Below are 15,849 nucleotides of genomic sequence, written 5' to 3' on the forward strand. Positions count from 1 at the left end.
GTCAGAGCTGGTCGACGGCGGTCAGGTCGATGTCGATGAGGTAGGGCTTGTCGACCTTGAGCTGGGCGCGGTGCATGCCCATGTGCACGTAGGACCTGGTGAGCGGGTCGAGTTCGTAGACGTGGACGACGGGCTTGCCCTTCGTCGCCTCGACGCGCCAGAAGTTCGGAATCCCGGCGGCGGCGTACTTCTGCGGCTTGGTCGTACGGTCCCGGGACGCCGAATCCGGTGAGACGACCTCCACGGCCAGGAGGACATCCTTGGCCAGGAAGCTGACCTGGTCCCGGCCGCTGAGCGCGTCGGCCCAGGTCACGATGACATCTGGTTCGGGACCGTTGCGCTCATCGAGGATGACGGTCATTTGCCGACTGACCTTGTACTCGGCCGGTCGGCCGGCACGAAGGCCGCTCACCAGCAGGTCGACCCCGACGGAGTGATACGTGGACTGTGGCTGCGCGAGTACCAGGGTGCCGTCGATCAGCTGAATGTGCGGCGGAAGGCCGGGCATCGTGAGCAGGTCGTCCACGGTGAAGCCGTCTTTGGGCGACACATGCCAGCGGCTGTACTGCGATGCCGACTCGGACTCGGTCATGGTTCCTCCCGTGACCCCACCCGCGCGTGCACGCGAGGGCTTCCTGGATCGCTGGCTGTGCAGCGTCGCAGAGGGCCGGCCCGGCCCCTGTTGAGGATGTTCAGAGCGCCGACGCGATCCGCGTTTGCTGTGAAGCGGCACGCCATGCATGCGAACCTCGCCTGGGTGACGCGGTTCCCCTTCGCGATATGCCCGCAGCTGGGGCAGGAGAGGGAGGTGTTGCGGGGGTCCACCGCGACGACGGTCCGACCGGCGCTTTCAGCCTTGTTGGCGAGGATCGCGAGGAACACCCCCCAACCCGTGTCGAGAATCGACCTGTTGAGCCCGGCTTTTGCGGCCCGTTGGTTCGGGAGGAAGGCGCCAGGCTGTTCGGGGTCGGGCTTGGGTACGGGCGCTTTGGTCATGCCCGCGACGTTCAGCCGTTCGTGGGCGATCACTTCGTGGTCGCGGACAAGCATGAGAGCGGTCTTGTGCGCGTGATCCAGGCGTCGGCGCCGGATCTTCGCGTGGATCCTGGCCACCTTCCGTGCGGCGGCGCGGTGCTTCTTCGTGCGCCGTTTGGCACGCCTGGGAAACGTCGCCAGCTGCCGTTGTGCCTCGGCGAGTTCCTGGGCCGCTTCTCGGAGGAAGCGGGGGTTGGCGATGTGCTTGCCGTCCGATGTGGTCAGGAAGTGGGTGATGCCCATGTCGATGCCGATGACCGCGTCCGTCTGTGGCAGGGGTTCGGCGGGAACGTCGTCGCAGGACAGGACGACGTACCAGCGGCTTCCCTCGCGTTTGACCGTGACCGTCTTCACCCGCCCCTTGACCGGGCGATGCTGATGAACGCGGATGTGTCCGATGCCTTGGATCCGCACGCGGGTCTGCGGATCGTGCGGGGTGGAGTTCCAGCGGCAGCCGTCGCCGTCCCTGGGAAAGACGACGGTGTCAAAGCGTCCAACGCCTTTGAAGCGAGGGTATCCGGGCGTTGCACCGTTCTTCACGCGGCGGAAGAACGCGGTGAACGCCCTGTCGAGGCGGCGCAGCGTGGCCTGCTGGGAGGAGAAGGACCAGCGGCCCTGCCGCTCAGGGTCGAATGCGCGGATCTCCTTCAGCTGCGCGGACTGGCCGCCGTACGTGATTCTCGTCCTCGAACTGTGCCGGTAGGCGTCCCGGCGCTCTTGGAGCGCGCCGTTGTAGAGGGAGCAGTGGTTGGCCAGCATCTCGCGAAGTGCCTGGGCCTGACGGGTCGTGGGGCGAAGGAGGAACTTGTATGCGCGGATCACGCCTGCTCCCCTTCCCTTTTGTCCCCTGTGCCTGCATGGGGTCCAGCCGCCCCTGGCCGCCTCGTACTCAGCCGCCACCACCGATCATGCGTTCCATGTGCGCGAGTGGCCCTGGGAATCGGTCGCCGTTCACCTCATCGAGGGACACCCCGGCGACCCACAGTCACTTGATCAGCGGTTGGAGACCCGAGCACCTCATCGCGCAGGGTGACCGCCCCCTCTCGATCCGCCACCCCCACTACAGGCCCTACGCTTGAAGGCTGATCCGCCCCGCGCGCACAGGAGTGAAATGGCCGTCAACCTGGTCAATGTCGAGAACGTCAGCAAGGTCTACGGAACACGGGCCCTGCTGGACGGCGTCTCGCTCGGTGTGTCGGAGGGGGACCGGATCGGGGTCGTCGGGCGGAACGGGGACGGGAAGACCACGCTCATCCGGATGCTCGCGCGGCTGGAGGACGCCGACACCGGACGGGTGACGCACTCCGGCGGGCTGCGCCTCGGCGTGCTCACGCAGCACGACTCGCTCGACCCGGAGGCGACCGTCCGCCACGAGGTCATCGGGGACATGGCCGACCACGAGTGGGCGGGCAACGCCAAGGTCAGGGACGTGCTGACCGGGCTGTTCGGCGGGCTCGACCTGCCGGGGTTCCCCAAGGGGCTGGACACGGTCATCGGTCCGCTCTCCGGCGGTGAGCGGCGCCGTATCGCGCTGGCCAAGCTGCTCATCGAGGAGCAGGACCTCATCGTCCTGGACGAGCCCACCAACCACCTCGACGTCGAGGGCATCTCCTGGCTCGCCCGGCATCTGCGCGAGCGCCGCTCGGCGCTGGTGTGCGTGACCCACGACCGCTGGTTCCTGGACCAGGTCTGCACCCGCATGTGGGACGTGCAGCGCGGTGACGTGTACGAGTACGAGGGCGGCTACTCCGACTACGTCTTCGCCCGCGCCGAGCGCGAGCGCATCGCCGCCACCGAGGAGGCCAAGCGGCAGAACCTGGTGCGCAAGGAGCTGGCCTGGCTGCGCCGGGGCGCCCCGGCCCGTACCTCCAAGCCCCGCTTCCGCGTCGAGGCCGCCAACGAGCTGATCAAGGACGTGCCGCCGCCGCGCGACACCAGCGAGCTGATGAAGTTCGCCTCCTCGCGGCTCGGCAAGACCGTCTTCGACCTGGAGAACGTCTCCATCGAGGCAGGGCCCAAGCTGCTGCTCCAGCACGTCACCTGGCAGCTCGGCCCCGGCGACCGCATCGGCCTGGTCGGCGTCAACGGCGCGGGCAAGACCTCGCTGCTGCGCGCCATGGCCCAGGCCGCCCGCACCGAGGGCGAGGCCCAGCCCGCCGCCGGACGCATCGCCGTCGGCAGGACCGTCAAGCTCGCCTACCTCTCCCAGGAGGTCGCCGAACTCGACCCCGCCACCCGGGTGCTGGAGGCCGTGCAGCAGGTGCGCGAGCGCGTCGACCTCGGCAAGGGCCGCGAGATGACGGCGGGCCAGCTGTGCGAGACGTTCGGCTTCAGCAAGGAGAAGCAGTGGACGCCGGTCGGCGACCTCTCCGGCGGTGAGCGGCGCCGTCTCCAGCTGCTGCGCCTCCTCATGGACGAGCCCAACGTCCTCTTCCTGGACGAGCCCACCAACGACCTCGACATCGAGACCCTGAACCAGCTGGAGGACGTCCTCGACGGCTGGCCCGGCTCGATGATCGTCATCTCCCACGACCGCTTCTTCGTCGAGCGCACCACCGACAAGGTGTACGCCCTCCTCGGCGACGGCACGCTGCGGATGCTGCCGCGCGGCATCGACGAGTACCTGGAGCGACGGCAGCGGATGGAGGAGGCGGTGGCCACCTCCGCCCCCGCCCCGAAGACCGACGCCGCCCCCGAGCGCAGCGCCGCCGACCAGCGCGCCGCGAAGAAGGAACTCCAGAAGATCGAGCGGCAGTTGGACAAGATCTCCGAGAAGGAGACCAAGCTCCACGCGGCCATCGCGGAGAACGCCACGGACTTCGGCAAGGTGGCCGAACTCGACGCCCAGCTCCGGGGACTCGCCGACGAGCGCGAGGAACTGGAGATGCGCTGGCTGGAGTTGGCCGAGGACGCGTAACGACGGCATCACGGGCCGGTCCTCCCTTGGGAACGCTTGGGAGGACCGGCCCGCGCGCACTCCTGCGCTGTCGGGGGCGGGTGATAGAAAAGAGCCGTTCGGGGGAACGCGCGCCCGGCCCGCGGGCCGGCCACCGGCCTCGGAACACTTGGCTAAAAATCAGTGGACGAGGGGGAGCAGCGCTGATGACTCAGCCACCCGGTCAGCCGCCGCAGGGCGGATTCGGAGCACCGCAGGACCAGCCGCCGCAGGGGCCGCCACCTCAGGCGCAGCCGCCGCAGAGCCCGCCGCCGCAGGCGCAGCCGCCCCAGGGTCCGCCGCCGCAGGGTCAGCCGCAGCCCGGCTTCGGTGCCGCGCAGAATCCGCCGCCGCCCCCGGCCCAGCCGCCGAACGCCCCGCCGCCGCAGCCCGGTTACGGCTTCCCGCAGCAGCCCGGCCCCTACGCCCAGCCGGGCCCGTACGCCCAGCAGCCGGGCCCGTACCCGCCCCCGCCGGGCCCCTACGGGTACCCGCCCCAGCCCGGCGGCGCCCCCTACGGCCCGCCGCCCGGTGGCCCCTACGCCCAGCAGCCCGGCCCCTACGGGTACCCGCAGCAGCCCTACCCCGGCGCCCCCGGCACCCCGCCCGGCCCCGGCGGGAACCGTAAGAGGACGGCCGTCATCGCGGGTGCCGTCGCGGCCGCCCTGCTGCTCGTCGGCGGCACCGTCTACGCCGTGACCTCCGGCGACTCCGGCGGCAAGAAGCCCGTCGCGCACGGCAGCGACGACCCCAAGCCGACCGTCACCACCCCGGTCGACGAGGGCGACGGCAGCGGCGACGGCGGCTCCGACCCCGAGGACCTCAACGAGGGCCGCAAGCCCGGCGAGGCGAAGGTCCTCTGGTACAAGACCGCGCCGGACGCCCCCGGTTCGGGCGCGGAGGCCCCGGGCATGTGGATCACGAGCCGTACGGCGGTGAAGGCGGCGTACAAGCAGGTCTTCGGCTACCGCGTGGCGGACGGGACCCCCGCCTGGGCCCCGGTCTCCTTCCCGCAGAAGGTCTGCGCGGTCACCCCGAACCCCGCGGGCGGCAAGATCGTCGTCGGCTACATGAACGGCGTCAGCGACCGCGCCAAGTGCAACCAGCTCCAGCAGATCGACCTCGACACCGGCAAGAAGGGCTGGCACGGGGAGGTCCCCGAGGGCGGCCTGTTCGACACCGCGTCGGACGTGCAGCTCATCACCAGCGGCAACACCTTGCTGGTGGGGCGCGCGCAGTCCGGCGTCGCGTTCGACATCCGTGACGGGCACAAGCTGTACGAGTCCAAGAAGTACGGGCAGGACTGCTTCCCGGTCGGCTTCACCGGTGGCGGCGGCCGGCTGTTCCAGGTGGCCTCCTGCGGCACGGGCGGCAGCAACGAGCACGACGAGGTACGGCGGCTCGACGCGGCCACCGGCAAGGTGAAGTGGACGCAGAAGATCAAGAAGGGCTGGCGGGTCCAGCACGCGTACTCGGTGAACCCGCTGGTCATCTACCTCGTCAACGACGACAAGAAGGCGTGGAACATCTCGACCCTCACCGACAGCGGGAAGTTCCGCTCCGAGGTGAAGGTGGACGAGAAGTTCACCACCAGCTGCGGGTGGGCGGTGCTCAACCGGGCGCTCCAGGGCTGCCAGGGGGCCGTCGTCGCCGACGACACGCTTTATCTGCCCACCAGCGAGACGACCGGGCCCAACGAGGTCGTCGCCATCAGCCTCGCCACCGGCAAGGAGAAGTGGCGGGTCAAGTCGCCCATGGACGAGTCGATGACGCCGGTCGGGGCGGAGGGCGGCAAGCTCGTCGCCTACGTGCACGCCTCGTACGACGTGGGGGGCCGGGTCGTCGCGATCCCGACCGCCGGGTCCGCGCACAAGCCGGCCACGCTGCTCCAGAACCCGTCCGCCACCGCGCAGATCGAGGACACCTTCTTCAGCAGTCAGATCGCCTGGGCCGACGGCCGGTTCTATCTCTCCTCGAACCGGCTGAGCGGCAACGACGACGACAAGGAAAAGCTGATGATGGCCTTCGGCAAGTGACCCAGGCCCCGCCGCCCCCTCCCGCTCCCGAGGTACCCACCCCATGACCCAGCCACCCCCCAACGACCCCCAACGGCCCCCGTCCGGCGAGGCACAGCGGCTTTCGGCTTCGGACGAGCCCACCGGCTCCCGCGCGGGCACCTCCGGTGAGGAGCGGCAGCTTCCGGCTTCGGGGGAGCCCACCGGCTCCGCCGCCCCGGGCCCCCGCACGGCCACCTCCGGTGAGGAGCAGCGGCTTTCGGCTTCGGACGAGCCCACCGGCTCCCGCGCGGGCACCTCCGGTGAGGAGCAGCGGCTTTCGGCTTCGGAGGAGCCCGCCGGCTCCCGCGCGGGCACCTCCGGTGAGGAGCGGCAGCTTCCGGCCCCGGAGGAGCCCACCGGCTCCGCCGCCCCCGGCTCCCGCACGCCTGCCAGCCCCGACGAACCCCGACAGGACACCCCCGGCGCGTCCACGGCCCCCGAGGAGCCCCGGGATGGGGCTCCGGCCGCCGCATCGGTCAACTCCCTTGCGGATCAGCCCGGTTCGAAGTCGTCCCCGGCCGACGGCCCGGACGTTCAGGACCCGCCGACCGCCTTGTTGAAGCCGGTCCCGCCGGCGGATGCCCCTGGGGCTTCCGCTGCCGAGTCGGGTAACTCCGGTGTGGCTGCGGGGGGTTCGAAGGCGTCCTCGGGTGATGGCCCGGACGCCCAGGACCCGCCGACCACCCTGCTGAAGCCGGTCCCACCGGCCGACGCTCCCCGGAGCGGGGCTCCGGCTGCCGCGTCGGGCAACTCCGTTGCGGATCAGGGTGGTTCGAAGGCGGCCCCGGATGCGCGACAGGACCCGCCGACCACGCGGCTCGCGCCCGTCCCGCAGGACCAGTCGCCCTCCGCCCCGCAGGCGCAGCCGCCCGCTGCTCCGCAGCCGGGTGGGTACGGCGCTCCGCAGCCTCCGGCTGCCGCCGCCCCGCCGGGGTTCGGCGCGCCTCAGGATCAGTCGTCCTCTGCCCCGCAGCCGCCGGCTGCTGCTCCGCAGCCTGGGGGGTATGGGGTCCCGCAGCCTCCGGCCGCTGCTCCCCAGCCGGGCTTCGGCGCGCCTCAGGACCAGTCGTCCGCCGCTGCCCCGCAGCCCGGCGGATACGGCGCTCCGCAGCCCCCCGCCGCCCCACCCCAGCCGGGGTTCGGCGCGCCTCCCGGGCAGACCCCCGTCGCTCCCCAGCCCGGGGGCTACGGCACGCCGCCCGCCGCTTACGGGCACGTGCCGCAGGGCAACCCCGCCCCCGGGTACGCCTACCCGCAGCCGTACCCGCACCCGCACCCCACCGCCGCACCCCAGCCCCCCTACGGGTACCCCCAGGGTCCGCCCAGCGGCTACGCCTATCCGGGGCAGCCGCAGGCCTACGGGTACCCGGGTGGGCCGCAGCAGCCGTACGGGCAGCACCCCACCGCCCCGTACCCCGCGCCGAAGGCGAAGGGGCAGCGGACCGTGGTGTACATCGTCGTGGCCGCCGTGCTGGCGATCGCGCTCATCGCGGGGCTGGGGTTCTGGTACGCCAACTCGGGCGGTGACGGCGGGAAGCAGGACACCGCGCACTCCTCCGGAGGGACCGGCGGAACCGGAGAGAAGAACGGGAACGGCGACACCGGCGGCAAGGAGAAGGCCCCCGCCGACCCCGCCGCGAAGACCCTGTTCAAGGTGCCGCTGCCGCAGCCCAAGGACACCGTCGTGACGGCGGGCTCCTGGCTGACGGACTCGGTGTACGCGAAGACGGGCGTCGGGGAGATCACCGGGTACGCCCCCGCCGACGGCACCCGCGAGTGGACGCTCAAGCTGCCAGGCCCGGTCTGCTCGGCGAGCAGGCAGCTCACCGACGACGGAAAGACCGCGATCGTCTTCAAGCCGAAGATGCCGGCGGCCGACCCCGTCTCGCCCTGCAGCCAGGTCGCGGCCGTGGACCTCACCAAGGGCACCCGGCTGTGGACGAAGACGGTGGGGCAGGGCGACTTCCCCGTCACCTTCGACAACGTCACCGTCTCGGGCCGTACCGTCGCGGCCGGCAGCACCGACGGCGGCGCCGCGTTCGACATCGACTCCGGCAAGGTGCTCTGGCAGCCCAAGCCCTCCGACGGCTGCTACGACGCCGGCTACGGCGGCGGCGCCAAGCTCGTCGCGGTCCGCAAGTGCGGCAGCTACGACAACCCGACGCTGCACATCCAGACCATCGACCCGAAGTCGGGCAAGGTCATCTCCGAGTACAAGATGGCCGACGGCATCGACTACGCGTCCGTGGTCTCCAGCGACCCGCTGGTCGTCGCCGCCGACGTGGGCGACAGCGCGGGCGACGGCAGCGGCATCTCGGACTACTTCTCCATCGACAACAAGACCGGCAAGCTGCTCACCCGTATCTCCGCCCCCGGCGACACCTACGGCGGCAAGTGCGACAGCATCACCAAGGCCGAGGAGTGCCGGGGCGTCGTCGTGGGCAACGGCAGGCTCTACCTGGCCACCGAGGAGCACGACGGCTCGGGCGGCAAGTACGGCAAGACGAACGAGATCGTCGCCTTCGACCTGACGACGGGCAAGCAGACCGGCCAGCGCGCCCCGGCGGGCAACGGCTACACCATTTACCCGCTGCGCATGGACGGCACGAACCTGATCGCCTACAACCATCCGCCGTACGACAAGGGCAGTCAGGTCCTCAGCATCGGGGGTTCCTCCTTCAAGGCCGTCAAGCTGCTGGAGAACCCCTCGACCGAGGCCGTGCACCAGGAGGAGCTGACGATGCCCCCGGATTACGCGGAACTCCGGTTCGCCGGCGGCCGTCTGTTCATGTCGTCGGCCTTCGCGCACAAGGTGACGTACGGCAAGGAGTACCTGGTGCTCGCCTTCGGCACCGACGGCTGAGCGCACCCCGCTCCGCCCCGAGTGCCCCGGATTTCATCGGTCCGGGGCACTTCTCCGCATAGTGGCGGCGCGACGTCGAACAAGCGTGTAACTTCCGGGACATGGGGGACGAGGCGCCGGGGGGCCCTCTGTCCCCGGGGACCGGTGGGCGGCCATAGTGGGGCTCCACCGGGGGACTGGGGGGTTTGCAGTATGGGAGTGCGGCTGATGGTCGTCGACGACCACCGCCTGCTCGCGGAGGCGCTGGCCTCCGCGCTCAAGCTGCGCGGGCACCGGGTGCTCGCGGCGGCGGCACCGGCGGCGGGCGCGGCCGAGCTGGTGATCACACGGGCACCCGAGGTGTGCCTGCTCGGTACGGCGGCACCCGCCGAGCCGGGCGTCTTCGACCCGGTGGCCCGGATCAAACGGGAGCGTCCGCAGGTGGCCGTGGTGGTCCTCGGGCCCGTGCCGTCCCCGCGCGGTATCGCGGCGGCCTTCGCGGCCGGCGCCTCGGGGTACGTACGGCACGACGAGCGCATCGAGGGCGTCGAGCGGGCCATCATGAAGGCGCGGGCGGGCGAGGCGGCCGTGGCGCCCCAGCTCCTCCAGGGCGCCTTCGCGGAGCTGCTCAACCCCGCCGCCCAGCCCGACGACGAGGGCCAGCGGCTGCTGCGGCTGCTCACCCCGCGCGAGGTCGAGGTGCTGGTCCGGGTGGCGGACGGCGAGGACACGCGCCGTATCGCGGCCGGCATGGGGATAGCCCCCAGCACCGCCCGCACCCATGTCCAGCGCGTCCTGATGAAGCTCGGCGTCGGCTCCCGTCTGGAGGCCGCCGCCCTGGCCGCCCGCACCGGCCTGCTGGACAGAGCGGGCCCGCTGCCGCACATGACGACGGGGCCGGAGCTGTGACGCACAGCTCCGGCCCCGCCTGGCACACCTCCGGCTAGTGCGCCGGGTCCTCCTCGGTCACGCCCTCCGCGGGGAGCGGCGGCGGGGTCGGGCGGAGCTTGAGCCAGGCCAGGAAGAAGATGCCGAGGATCAGCATGCCGATGCCGGTCCACAGGTTGATGTTGACGCCCTCGGCCTTGTCGATCGCGGCCTGGGAGTCGGTGATGCCGGCGATCGTGACGATGACGCCGTAGACGACGAACAGGCCGCCGATGATGCGCCGCAGGTCGAAGATGCGGGCCGCGGTCGCGGACTTGCCCTCCAGCTCGGTCACCTCGCGCTGGACGTTCTGCTCGGTGGCATCCTGCTCGGGGCGGGGGGATTCTTCGGTCATGGTTTCCTCATCCTCCCGCGATCAGAACGAGAACGGGATGTAGCAGGCGGCGGCCAGGACGACGGCGCCCCAGCCGAGCAGGGCGGGCTTGCGGTACCAGGCGTCGTCGCCCTCGGAGGGCGGCTCGGACATGCCCGGCGACTTGGTGCCGTAGACCAGGCCCTGGAGCTCGTCGGCCGGCTTGGCCTTGGTGAACAGCGACACCGCGACCATCACGACCGCGCCCGCGACGAAGCCCGCGATGGCGGAGACGAAGTTGGCGCCCTGGTCGGAGGGGATCGAGATGATGCCCTTCTTGTAGAACACGAAGTAGTTGACCATCGCGGTGGCGGTGCCCGCGAGCAGACCCCAGAAGCCGGACTTGGCCGAGGCGCGCTTCCAGAACATGCCGACGATGAAGACCACGAACATCGGGACGTTGAAGAAGGAGAACAGCGTCTGGAGGTAGCTCATGATGTTCGAGAACGAGGACGCCAGGAACGCCGTGCCGACGGAGGCGCAGACGCCGATGACGGTGATCAGCCGGCCGAAGCGGACGTAGTAGCCGTCCTCCTGGCCGGGCTTGACGTAGCGCGCCCAGATGTCGGTGGTGAACACGGTGTTGAAGGACGACACGTTGGCCGCCATGCCCGCCATGAACGCCGCGAGCAGACCGGTGACCGCGATGCCGAGCACGCCGTTGGGCAGCAGCTCCTGCATCAGATAGGGGATCGCGTCGTTGTACTGGAGCCCCGAGCCGGGCGTGCCGATCTTCGGGACCAGCGCGGCGGCGACCAGGCCCGGGATCATCACCAGGAAGACGATGAAGATCTTCGGGTACGCGGCGATCAGCGGGGTGCGCTGCCCTGCGGAGAGGTTCTTCGCGGACAGGGCGCGCTGCACCTCGGCGAAGTTGGTGGTCCAGTAGCCGAAGGACAGCACGAAGCCGAGGCCGAGGACGATGGTCAGCCAGTTCGCGCCGAGCGGGTTGGCGCTGCCGATGCCGGTGCCGCCCCACGCGGTGGTGAAGTTCGCCCCGTGCTGCGCGGTCAGCTTGTCGGTCAGGCCGTCCCAGCCGCCGACCTTCTTCAGGCCGAGGAAGGTGATCGGGATGAGGGCGGCCAGGATCACGAAGAACTGGAGCACCTCGTTGTAGATCGCCGAGGACAGTCCGCCGAGCGTGATGTACGCGAGCACGAAGGCGCCCGCGACCACGATCGCCACCCACTGCGGCCAGCCCAGCAGCGCCTCGACCACGATCGCGAGGGCGTACAGGTTGACGCCCGCGATCAGGATCGCCGCGAAGGCGAACAGGATCGAGCTGAGCAGATGGGCGGCCTTGTCGAAGCGCAGCAGCAGGAACTCGGGGACCGAGCGGACCTTGCTGCCGTAGTAGAAGGGCATCATCACGAGGCCCAGGAAGACCATCGCGGGGATGGCGCCGATCCAGTACCAGTGCACCGTGTACGCGCCGTACTGCGCGCTGTTGGCCGCCATGCCCAGGATCTCGGTGGCCGCCAGGTTCGCCGAGATGAAGGCGAGGCCGGTGATCCAGGCGGGCAGCGAGCGTCCGGAGAGGAAGAAGTCCAGGCTGGTCTTCACCGAGCGGCGGGCCGCGAAGCCGATGCCGAGGACGACGACGAAGTAGATGGCCAGGATCGTGTAGTCGAGCCAGTTGGTGGGGAGCCGTAGCTCCGCGGCCAGATAGGTGGGGCCCGCCGCCAGGGGCGCGGGGCCGGTCGGGGACGTCTGCATGAGAACTCGCTTCGTTGCGCGAACTGATCCAGAGCGGAACCTACGCCGCGGCCTTCAGTATTTGAACAGTTCTGTTGGTGTTCTTTGTTTGATTGTGATCGTGCGATCCGTTGTCGAGTTGTGGTTTGTTATGTTTGATTGTGTTGAGTGATTGGGTGAGGACGCCCTGCGGGGTGGTCGATCAAGGAGTCCGGCGTGAAGAAGACCCCGACGCGGCTGGCCGACGGGCGTGAGCTGATCTACTACGACCTGCGCGACGACACCGTGCGCGACGCGGTGGACCGCCGCCCGCTCGACCCCACGGTCACCAGCTCCGAGATCCGCCGCGACCCGCTGCTCGGCGACTCGGTCGCGATCGCCTCCCACCGCCAGGGCCGCACCTACCACCCCCCGGCCGACGAGTGCCCGCTCTGCCCGAGCCGGGACGGACGGCTGAGCGAGATCCCCGACTCCTCCTACGACGTGGCGGTCTTCGAGAACCGCTTCCCCTCGCTCGCCGGCGACTCGGGCCGCTGCGAGGTCGTCTGCTTCACCTCCGACCACGACGCGTCCTTCGCCGACCTCACCGGCGAACAGGCCCGGCTGGTCCTGGACGCGTGGACCGACCGCACCGCCGAACTCTCCCAACTCCCCGCCGTGAAGCAGGTGTTCTGCTTCGAGAACCGGGGCGCCGAGATCGGCGTGACCCTCGGCCATCCCCACGGGCAGATCTACGCCTACCCGTTCACCACGCCCCGCACCGCCCTGATGCTCCGCTCCGTCGCCGCGCACCAGGAGGAGAGCGGCGGGGAGAACCTCTTCGACGCCGTCCTCGCGCGGGAACTCGCCGGTGAGCGGGTCGTCCTGGAGAGTGAACACTGGGCGGCCTTCGTGCCGTACGCCGCGCACTGGCCCTACGAGGTCCACCTGTACCCCAAGCGCCGGGTGCCCGATCTGCTCGCCCTCGACGAGGACGCGCGCACAGAATTCCCCCAGGTCTATCTGGAACTCTTGAGGCGCTTCGACCGGATCTTCGAGCGGGAGGAAGGGGAGAGCGCCGTGGGCGACGCGGTGAGCGAGGCCGTGAGCGAGCCGAGGACGCCGTACATCGCCGCCTGGCACCAGGCGCCGTTCGGCGACACGGGTGTTCCCGGCGCGGACCGCGAGGACTTCGCGCTGCACCTGGAGCTTTTCACCATCCGACGCACTTCCGGCAAGCTGAAGTTTCTCGCCGGTTCCGAGTCCGGCATGAACGTCTTCATCAACGACGTGCCGCCGGAGCGCGCGGCCGAGCGACTGCGAGAGGTAGCGAGTTCATGAAGTACCTGGTGACGGGTGGCGCGGGTTACGTCGGCAGTGTGGTGGCCCAGCATCTGCTGGAGGCGGGGCACGAGGTCACCGTCCTCGACAACCTCTCCACCGGCTTCCGCGCGGGCGTCCCCGAGGGCGCCGCGTTCATCGAGGGCGACATCCGCGACGCCGCCAAGTGGCTCGACCCCTCCTACGACGGCGTGCTGCACTTCGCCGCGTTCTCGCAGGTCGGCGAGTCGGTCGTGAAGCCCGAGAAGTACTGGGAGAACAACGTCGGCGGCACCATGGCGCTGCTCGCCGCGATGCGCGAGGCCGGCGTGCGCCGCCTGGTCTTCTCCTCCACCGCCGCGACCTACGGCGAGCCCGAGGAGATCCCGATCCGGGAGTCCGCCCCGACGAAGCCCACCAACCCCTACGGCGCCTCCAAGCTCGCCGTCGACCACATGATCACCGGCGAGGCGGCCGCGCACGGCCTCGCGGCGGTCTCGCTGCGCTACTTCAACGTGGCGGGCGCGTACGGCAGTTACGGCGAGCGGCACGACCCCGAGTCCCACCTCATTCCGCTCGTCCTCCAGGTCGCCCAGGGCCGCCGCGACGCCATCTCCGTCTACGGCGACGACTACCCGACCCCCGACGGCACCTGCGTGCGCGACTACATCCACGTCGCGGACCTCGCCGAGGCGCACCTCCTCGCCCTCGACGCCGCGAAGACCGGCGAGCACCTGATCTGCAACCTCGGCAACGGCAACGGCTTCTCCGTCCGTGAGGTCGTCGAGACCGTCCGCGAGGTCACCGGGCACCCGGTCCCCGAGATCACCGCCCCCCGCCGGGCGGGCGATCCGGCGGTCCTGGTGGCGTCCGCCGAGACGGCACGCGCCACACTGGGCTGGAACCCTTCCCGCGCGGACCTCGCCGGGATCATCGCGGACGCCTGGCAGTTCGCGCGTCGGACGCACAAGGAGCAGTAGTGGGCGCAGAGTCGGTCCGGGAACGCTTCGCCGAGCTGTACGGAGCCGAGCCGGAGGGGGTGTGGGCGGCGCCGGGACGGGTCAACCTGATCGGCGAACACACCGACTACAACGACGGCTTCGTGATGCCGTTCGCACTTCCCCACCAGGTGACGGCGGCGGTCTCGCGCCGTACCGACGGTGTGCTGCGGCTGCACTCGGCGGACATCGGGGGCGACCCCGTCGAACTGGCTCTGGACACCCTGGAACCGGGCGCGGACCACGACTGGACGGCGTACCCGGCGGGCGTGGTCTGGGCGCTGCGCGAGGCGGGGCACGCGCTGACCGGCGCGGACGTCCATCTGTCCTCCACGGTGCCGACCGGGGCGGGTCTGTCCTCCTCGGCGGCACTGGAGATCGTCGTCGCCCTCGCCCTGAACGACCTCCACGAACTCGGGCTGCCCCGCTGGCGGTTGGCCCGCCTGTGCCAGCGCGCCGAGAACGTCTACGTCGGCGCCCCCACCGGCATCATGGACCAGACCGCCTCCGCCTGCTGCGAGGAGGGCCACGCCCTCTTCCTCGACACCCGCGACCTCTCCCAGCGCCAGATCCCCTTCGACCTCGCCGCCGGGGGCCTGCGCCTGCTGGTCGTCGACACCCAGGTCAAGCACGCCCACAGCAGCGGCGAGTACGGCAAGCGCCGCGCGGGCTGCGAGAAGGGCGCGGCGCTGCTCGGCGTGGACGCGCTGCGGGACGTGGCGTACGCGGACCTCGACCAGGCGCTGGCGGACCTCGGCGACGAGGACGAGGTACGCCGCCTGGTCCGCCACATCGTCACCGAGGACCACCGGGTGGAGCGTGTGGTGGAGCTGCTCACGGCGGGCGACGTCCGCGGGATCGGCCCCCTGCTCACCGAGGGCCACGCCTCCCTGCGCGACGACTTCCGCATCTCCTGCCCGGAACTGGACCTCGCGGTCGACACCGCCCTCACCTCCGGCGCCCTGGGCGCCCGCATGACGGGCGGCGGCTTCGGCGGCTCGGCGATCGCCCTCGTGGAGGCGGCCTCGGTCGACACCGTCACCAAGGCGGTCGAAGAGGCCTTCGCCCACGCCGGATTCACCACCCCACGCGTGTTCGAGGCGGTACCGTCACCGGGCGCCCACCGCCTGCGCTGAGCGCTCCGACGGGCCGAGCCGCTTCGTCAGCGTGTACTCCGTGACCCCCGGCGGATAGTCGGGGATCTCGCAGACCACCTCGTACCCCTGCCCGCGGTAGAAGCCGGGGGCCTGGAAGTCCCAGGTCTCCAGGCGGGCGTGGGCACAGCCGCGGGTGGTGCGGGCGAGGTCCTCGGCCTCGGCCAGCAGCCGGGTGCCGAGGCCGCTGCCCCGGTGGTGGGTGTCGACCCAGAGGTGGGTGATGTGGAGCCAGCCGGCCCAGGTGTGGGCCACCAGGCCGCCGGCCAGCTCGCCCGCCTCGTCCAACGCCCAGACATGGAGCGGGGTTTCCCGTTCCAGGGGAGTGTCGCGCAGGGCGGCCAGGGCGGGGGAGGCCGCCGTGTTGGTGTCCCGTAGCCGCGCTCGCAGCAGAGCGCGTCGGTCCTGGTCGACTTGCGTCTCGATACGGAACATGCGGCACACCATAAACGCGCAGCCCGGTCAGTTCCGCCAATTCGCCCGCCCCCGGAGGCCCCCGCCCGTACGCTGAGAAGCGGTGCCGGTGGGGGCCGG

At 70.8% G+C, this 15,849-nt stretch carries 12 protein-coding genes; 7 read left to right on the forward strand and 5 right to left on the reverse strand.

Translation table 11 applies throughout. The features are described from left to right. Position 1 precedes the first annotated feature (1 nt). Together AB0898_RS28925 and AB0898_RS28930 are read right to left on the reverse strand one after the other, a co-directional pair. Positions 2–592: a Uma2 family endonuclease gene (locus tag AB0898_RS28925; protein WP_366805978.1), complete on the reverse strand. Its 591-nt coding sequence runs from the start codon at positions 590–592 to the stop codon at positions 2–4. After that, positions 589–1,857 carry a transposase gene (locus AB0898_RS28930; protein WP_366805979.1) on the reverse strand — a complete coding sequence of 423 codons (1,269 nt, stop codon included), beginning with the start codon at positions 1,855–1,857 and terminating at the stop codon, positions 589–591. The genes AB0898_RS28925 and AB0898_RS28930 overlap by 4 nt, the downstream gene beginning before the upstream one ends. Before the next feature lie 289 nt (positions 1,858–2,146). On the opposite strand from AB0898_RS28930, the gene AB0898_RS28935 reads away from it, so the two are divergent. The 4 genes from AB0898_RS28935 to AB0898_RS28950 all read left to right on the forward strand — a co-directional run bounded on the left by AB0898_RS28935 (position 2,147) and on the right by AB0898_RS28950 (position 9,778). Then, positions 2,147–3,952, forward strand: coding sequence for an ABC-F family ATP-binding cassette domain-containing protein (locus AB0898_RS28935; RefSeq protein ID WP_366805980.1), 1,806 nt, complete (start codon positions 2,147–2,149; stop codon positions 3,950–3,952). Between the two features lie 185 nt (positions 3,953–4,137). Continuing rightward, entirely contained in the window at positions 4,138–6,006 is a 1,869-nt protein-coding gene (locus tag AB0898_RS28940) for a PQQ-binding-like beta-propeller repeat protein (RefSeq protein WP_366805981.1), read from the forward strand. A gap of 1,237 nt (positions 6,007–7,243) precedes the next feature. Further along, positions 7,244–8,890 (forward strand): PQQ-binding-like beta-propeller repeat protein, encoded by a 1,647-nt coding sequence (locus AB0898_RS28945; protein ID WP_366805982.1) that lies wholly within the window; start codon positions 7,244–7,246, stop codon positions 8,888–8,890. A 192-nt stretch (positions 8,891–9,082) separates the two neighbouring features. Next, the gene (locus AB0898_RS28950; protein WP_361111816.1) at positions 9,083–9,778 is read left to right on the forward strand and encodes a response regulator transcription factor; all 696 of its coding nucleotides are present in this window, start codon (positions 9,083–9,085) and stop codon (positions 9,776–9,778) included. Between the two features lie 34 nt (positions 9,779–9,812). On the opposite strand, the gene AB0898_RS28955 is transcribed toward AB0898_RS28950, so the two are convergent. Further along, positions 9,813–10,151, reverse strand: a complete 339-nt coding sequence (locus AB0898_RS28955; protein WP_366805983.1) for a hypothetical protein — start codon at positions 10,149–10,151, stop codon at positions 9,813–9,815. 21 nt (positions 10,152–10,172) lie between these two features. Beyond that, positions 10,173–11,885: a sodium:solute symporter family protein gene (locus AB0898_RS28960; protein WP_366805984.1), complete on the reverse strand. Its 1,713-nt coding sequence runs from the start codon at positions 11,883–11,885 to the stop codon at positions 10,173–10,175. A gap of 195 nt (positions 11,886–12,080) precedes the next feature. Here AB0898_RS28960 and galT point away from each other — a divergent pair, with 195 nt between their 5' ends. From galT to galK, 3 genes are read left to right on the forward strand one after another with little or no spacing between them, the layout of a single operon-like run. Beyond that, positions 12,081–13,184: a galactose-1-phosphate uridylyltransferase gene (gene galT, locus AB0898_RS28965; protein ID WP_366805985.1), complete on the forward strand. Its 1,104-nt coding sequence runs from the start codon at positions 12,081–12,083 to the stop codon at positions 13,182–13,184. Next, a complete protein-coding gene (gene galE / locus AB0898_RS28970; protein ID WP_366805986.1) occupies positions 13,181–14,143 on the forward strand; it encodes a UDP-glucose 4-epimerase GalE in 963 nt (320 codons plus the stop codon). The genes galT and galE overlap by 4 nt, the downstream gene beginning before the upstream one ends. Further along, positions 14,143–15,297: a galactokinase gene (gene galK, locus AB0898_RS28975; protein ID WP_366805987.1), complete on the forward strand. Its 1,155-nt coding sequence runs from the start codon at positions 14,143–14,145 to the stop codon at positions 15,295–15,297. Before galE ends, galK begins: the two co-directional genes overlap by 1 nt. On the opposite strand, the gene AB0898_RS28980 is transcribed toward galK, so the two are convergent. Further along, positions 15,271–15,750, reverse strand: coding sequence for an N-acetyltransferase (locus tag AB0898_RS28980; protein ID WP_366805988.1), 480 nt, complete (start codon positions 15,748–15,750; stop codon positions 15,271–15,273). The genes galK and AB0898_RS28980 overlap by 27 nt on opposite strands. Between the last annotated feature and the right edge of the window lie 99 nt (positions 15,751–15,849).

It is taken from the genome of Streptomyces sp. NPDC005435 (assembly GCF_040703155.1).
Classification (GTDB): domain Bacteria; phylum Actinomycetota; class Actinomycetes; order Streptomycetales; family Streptomycetaceae; genus Streptomyces.

Coding starts and splice junctions, on each gene's coding strand:
- AB0898_RS28925 (WP_366805978.1), bottom strand. CDS start 592: ATGACCGAGTCCGAGTCGGCATCGCAGTACAGCCGCTGGCATGTGTCG.
- AB0898_RS28935 (WP_366805980.1), top strand. CDS start 2,147: ATGGCCGTCAACCTGGTCAATGTCGAGAACGTCAGCAAGGTCTACGGA.
- AB0898_RS28940 (WP_366805981.1), top strand. CDS start 4,138: ATGACTCAGCCACCCGGTCAGCCGCCGCAGGGCGGATTCGGAGCACCG.
- AB0898_RS28950 (WP_361111816.1), top strand. CDS start 9,083: ATGGGAGTGCGGCTGATGGTCGTCGACGACCACCGCCTGCTCGCGGAG.
- AB0898_RS28955 (WP_366805983.1), bottom strand. CDS start 10,151: ATGACCGAAGAATCCCCCCGCCCCGAGCAGGATGCCACCGAGCAGAAC.
- AB0898_RS28960 (WP_366805984.1), bottom strand. CDS start 11,885: ATGCAGACGTCCCCGACCGGCCCCGCGCCCCTGGCGGCGGGCCCCACC.
- galE (WP_366805986.1), top strand. CDS start 13,181: ATGAAGTACCTGGTGACGGGTGGCGCGGGTTACGTCGGCAGTGTGGTG.
- AB0898_RS28980 (WP_366805988.1), bottom strand. CDS start 15,750: ATGTTCCGTATCGAGACGCAAGTCGACCAGGACCGACGCGCTCTGCTG.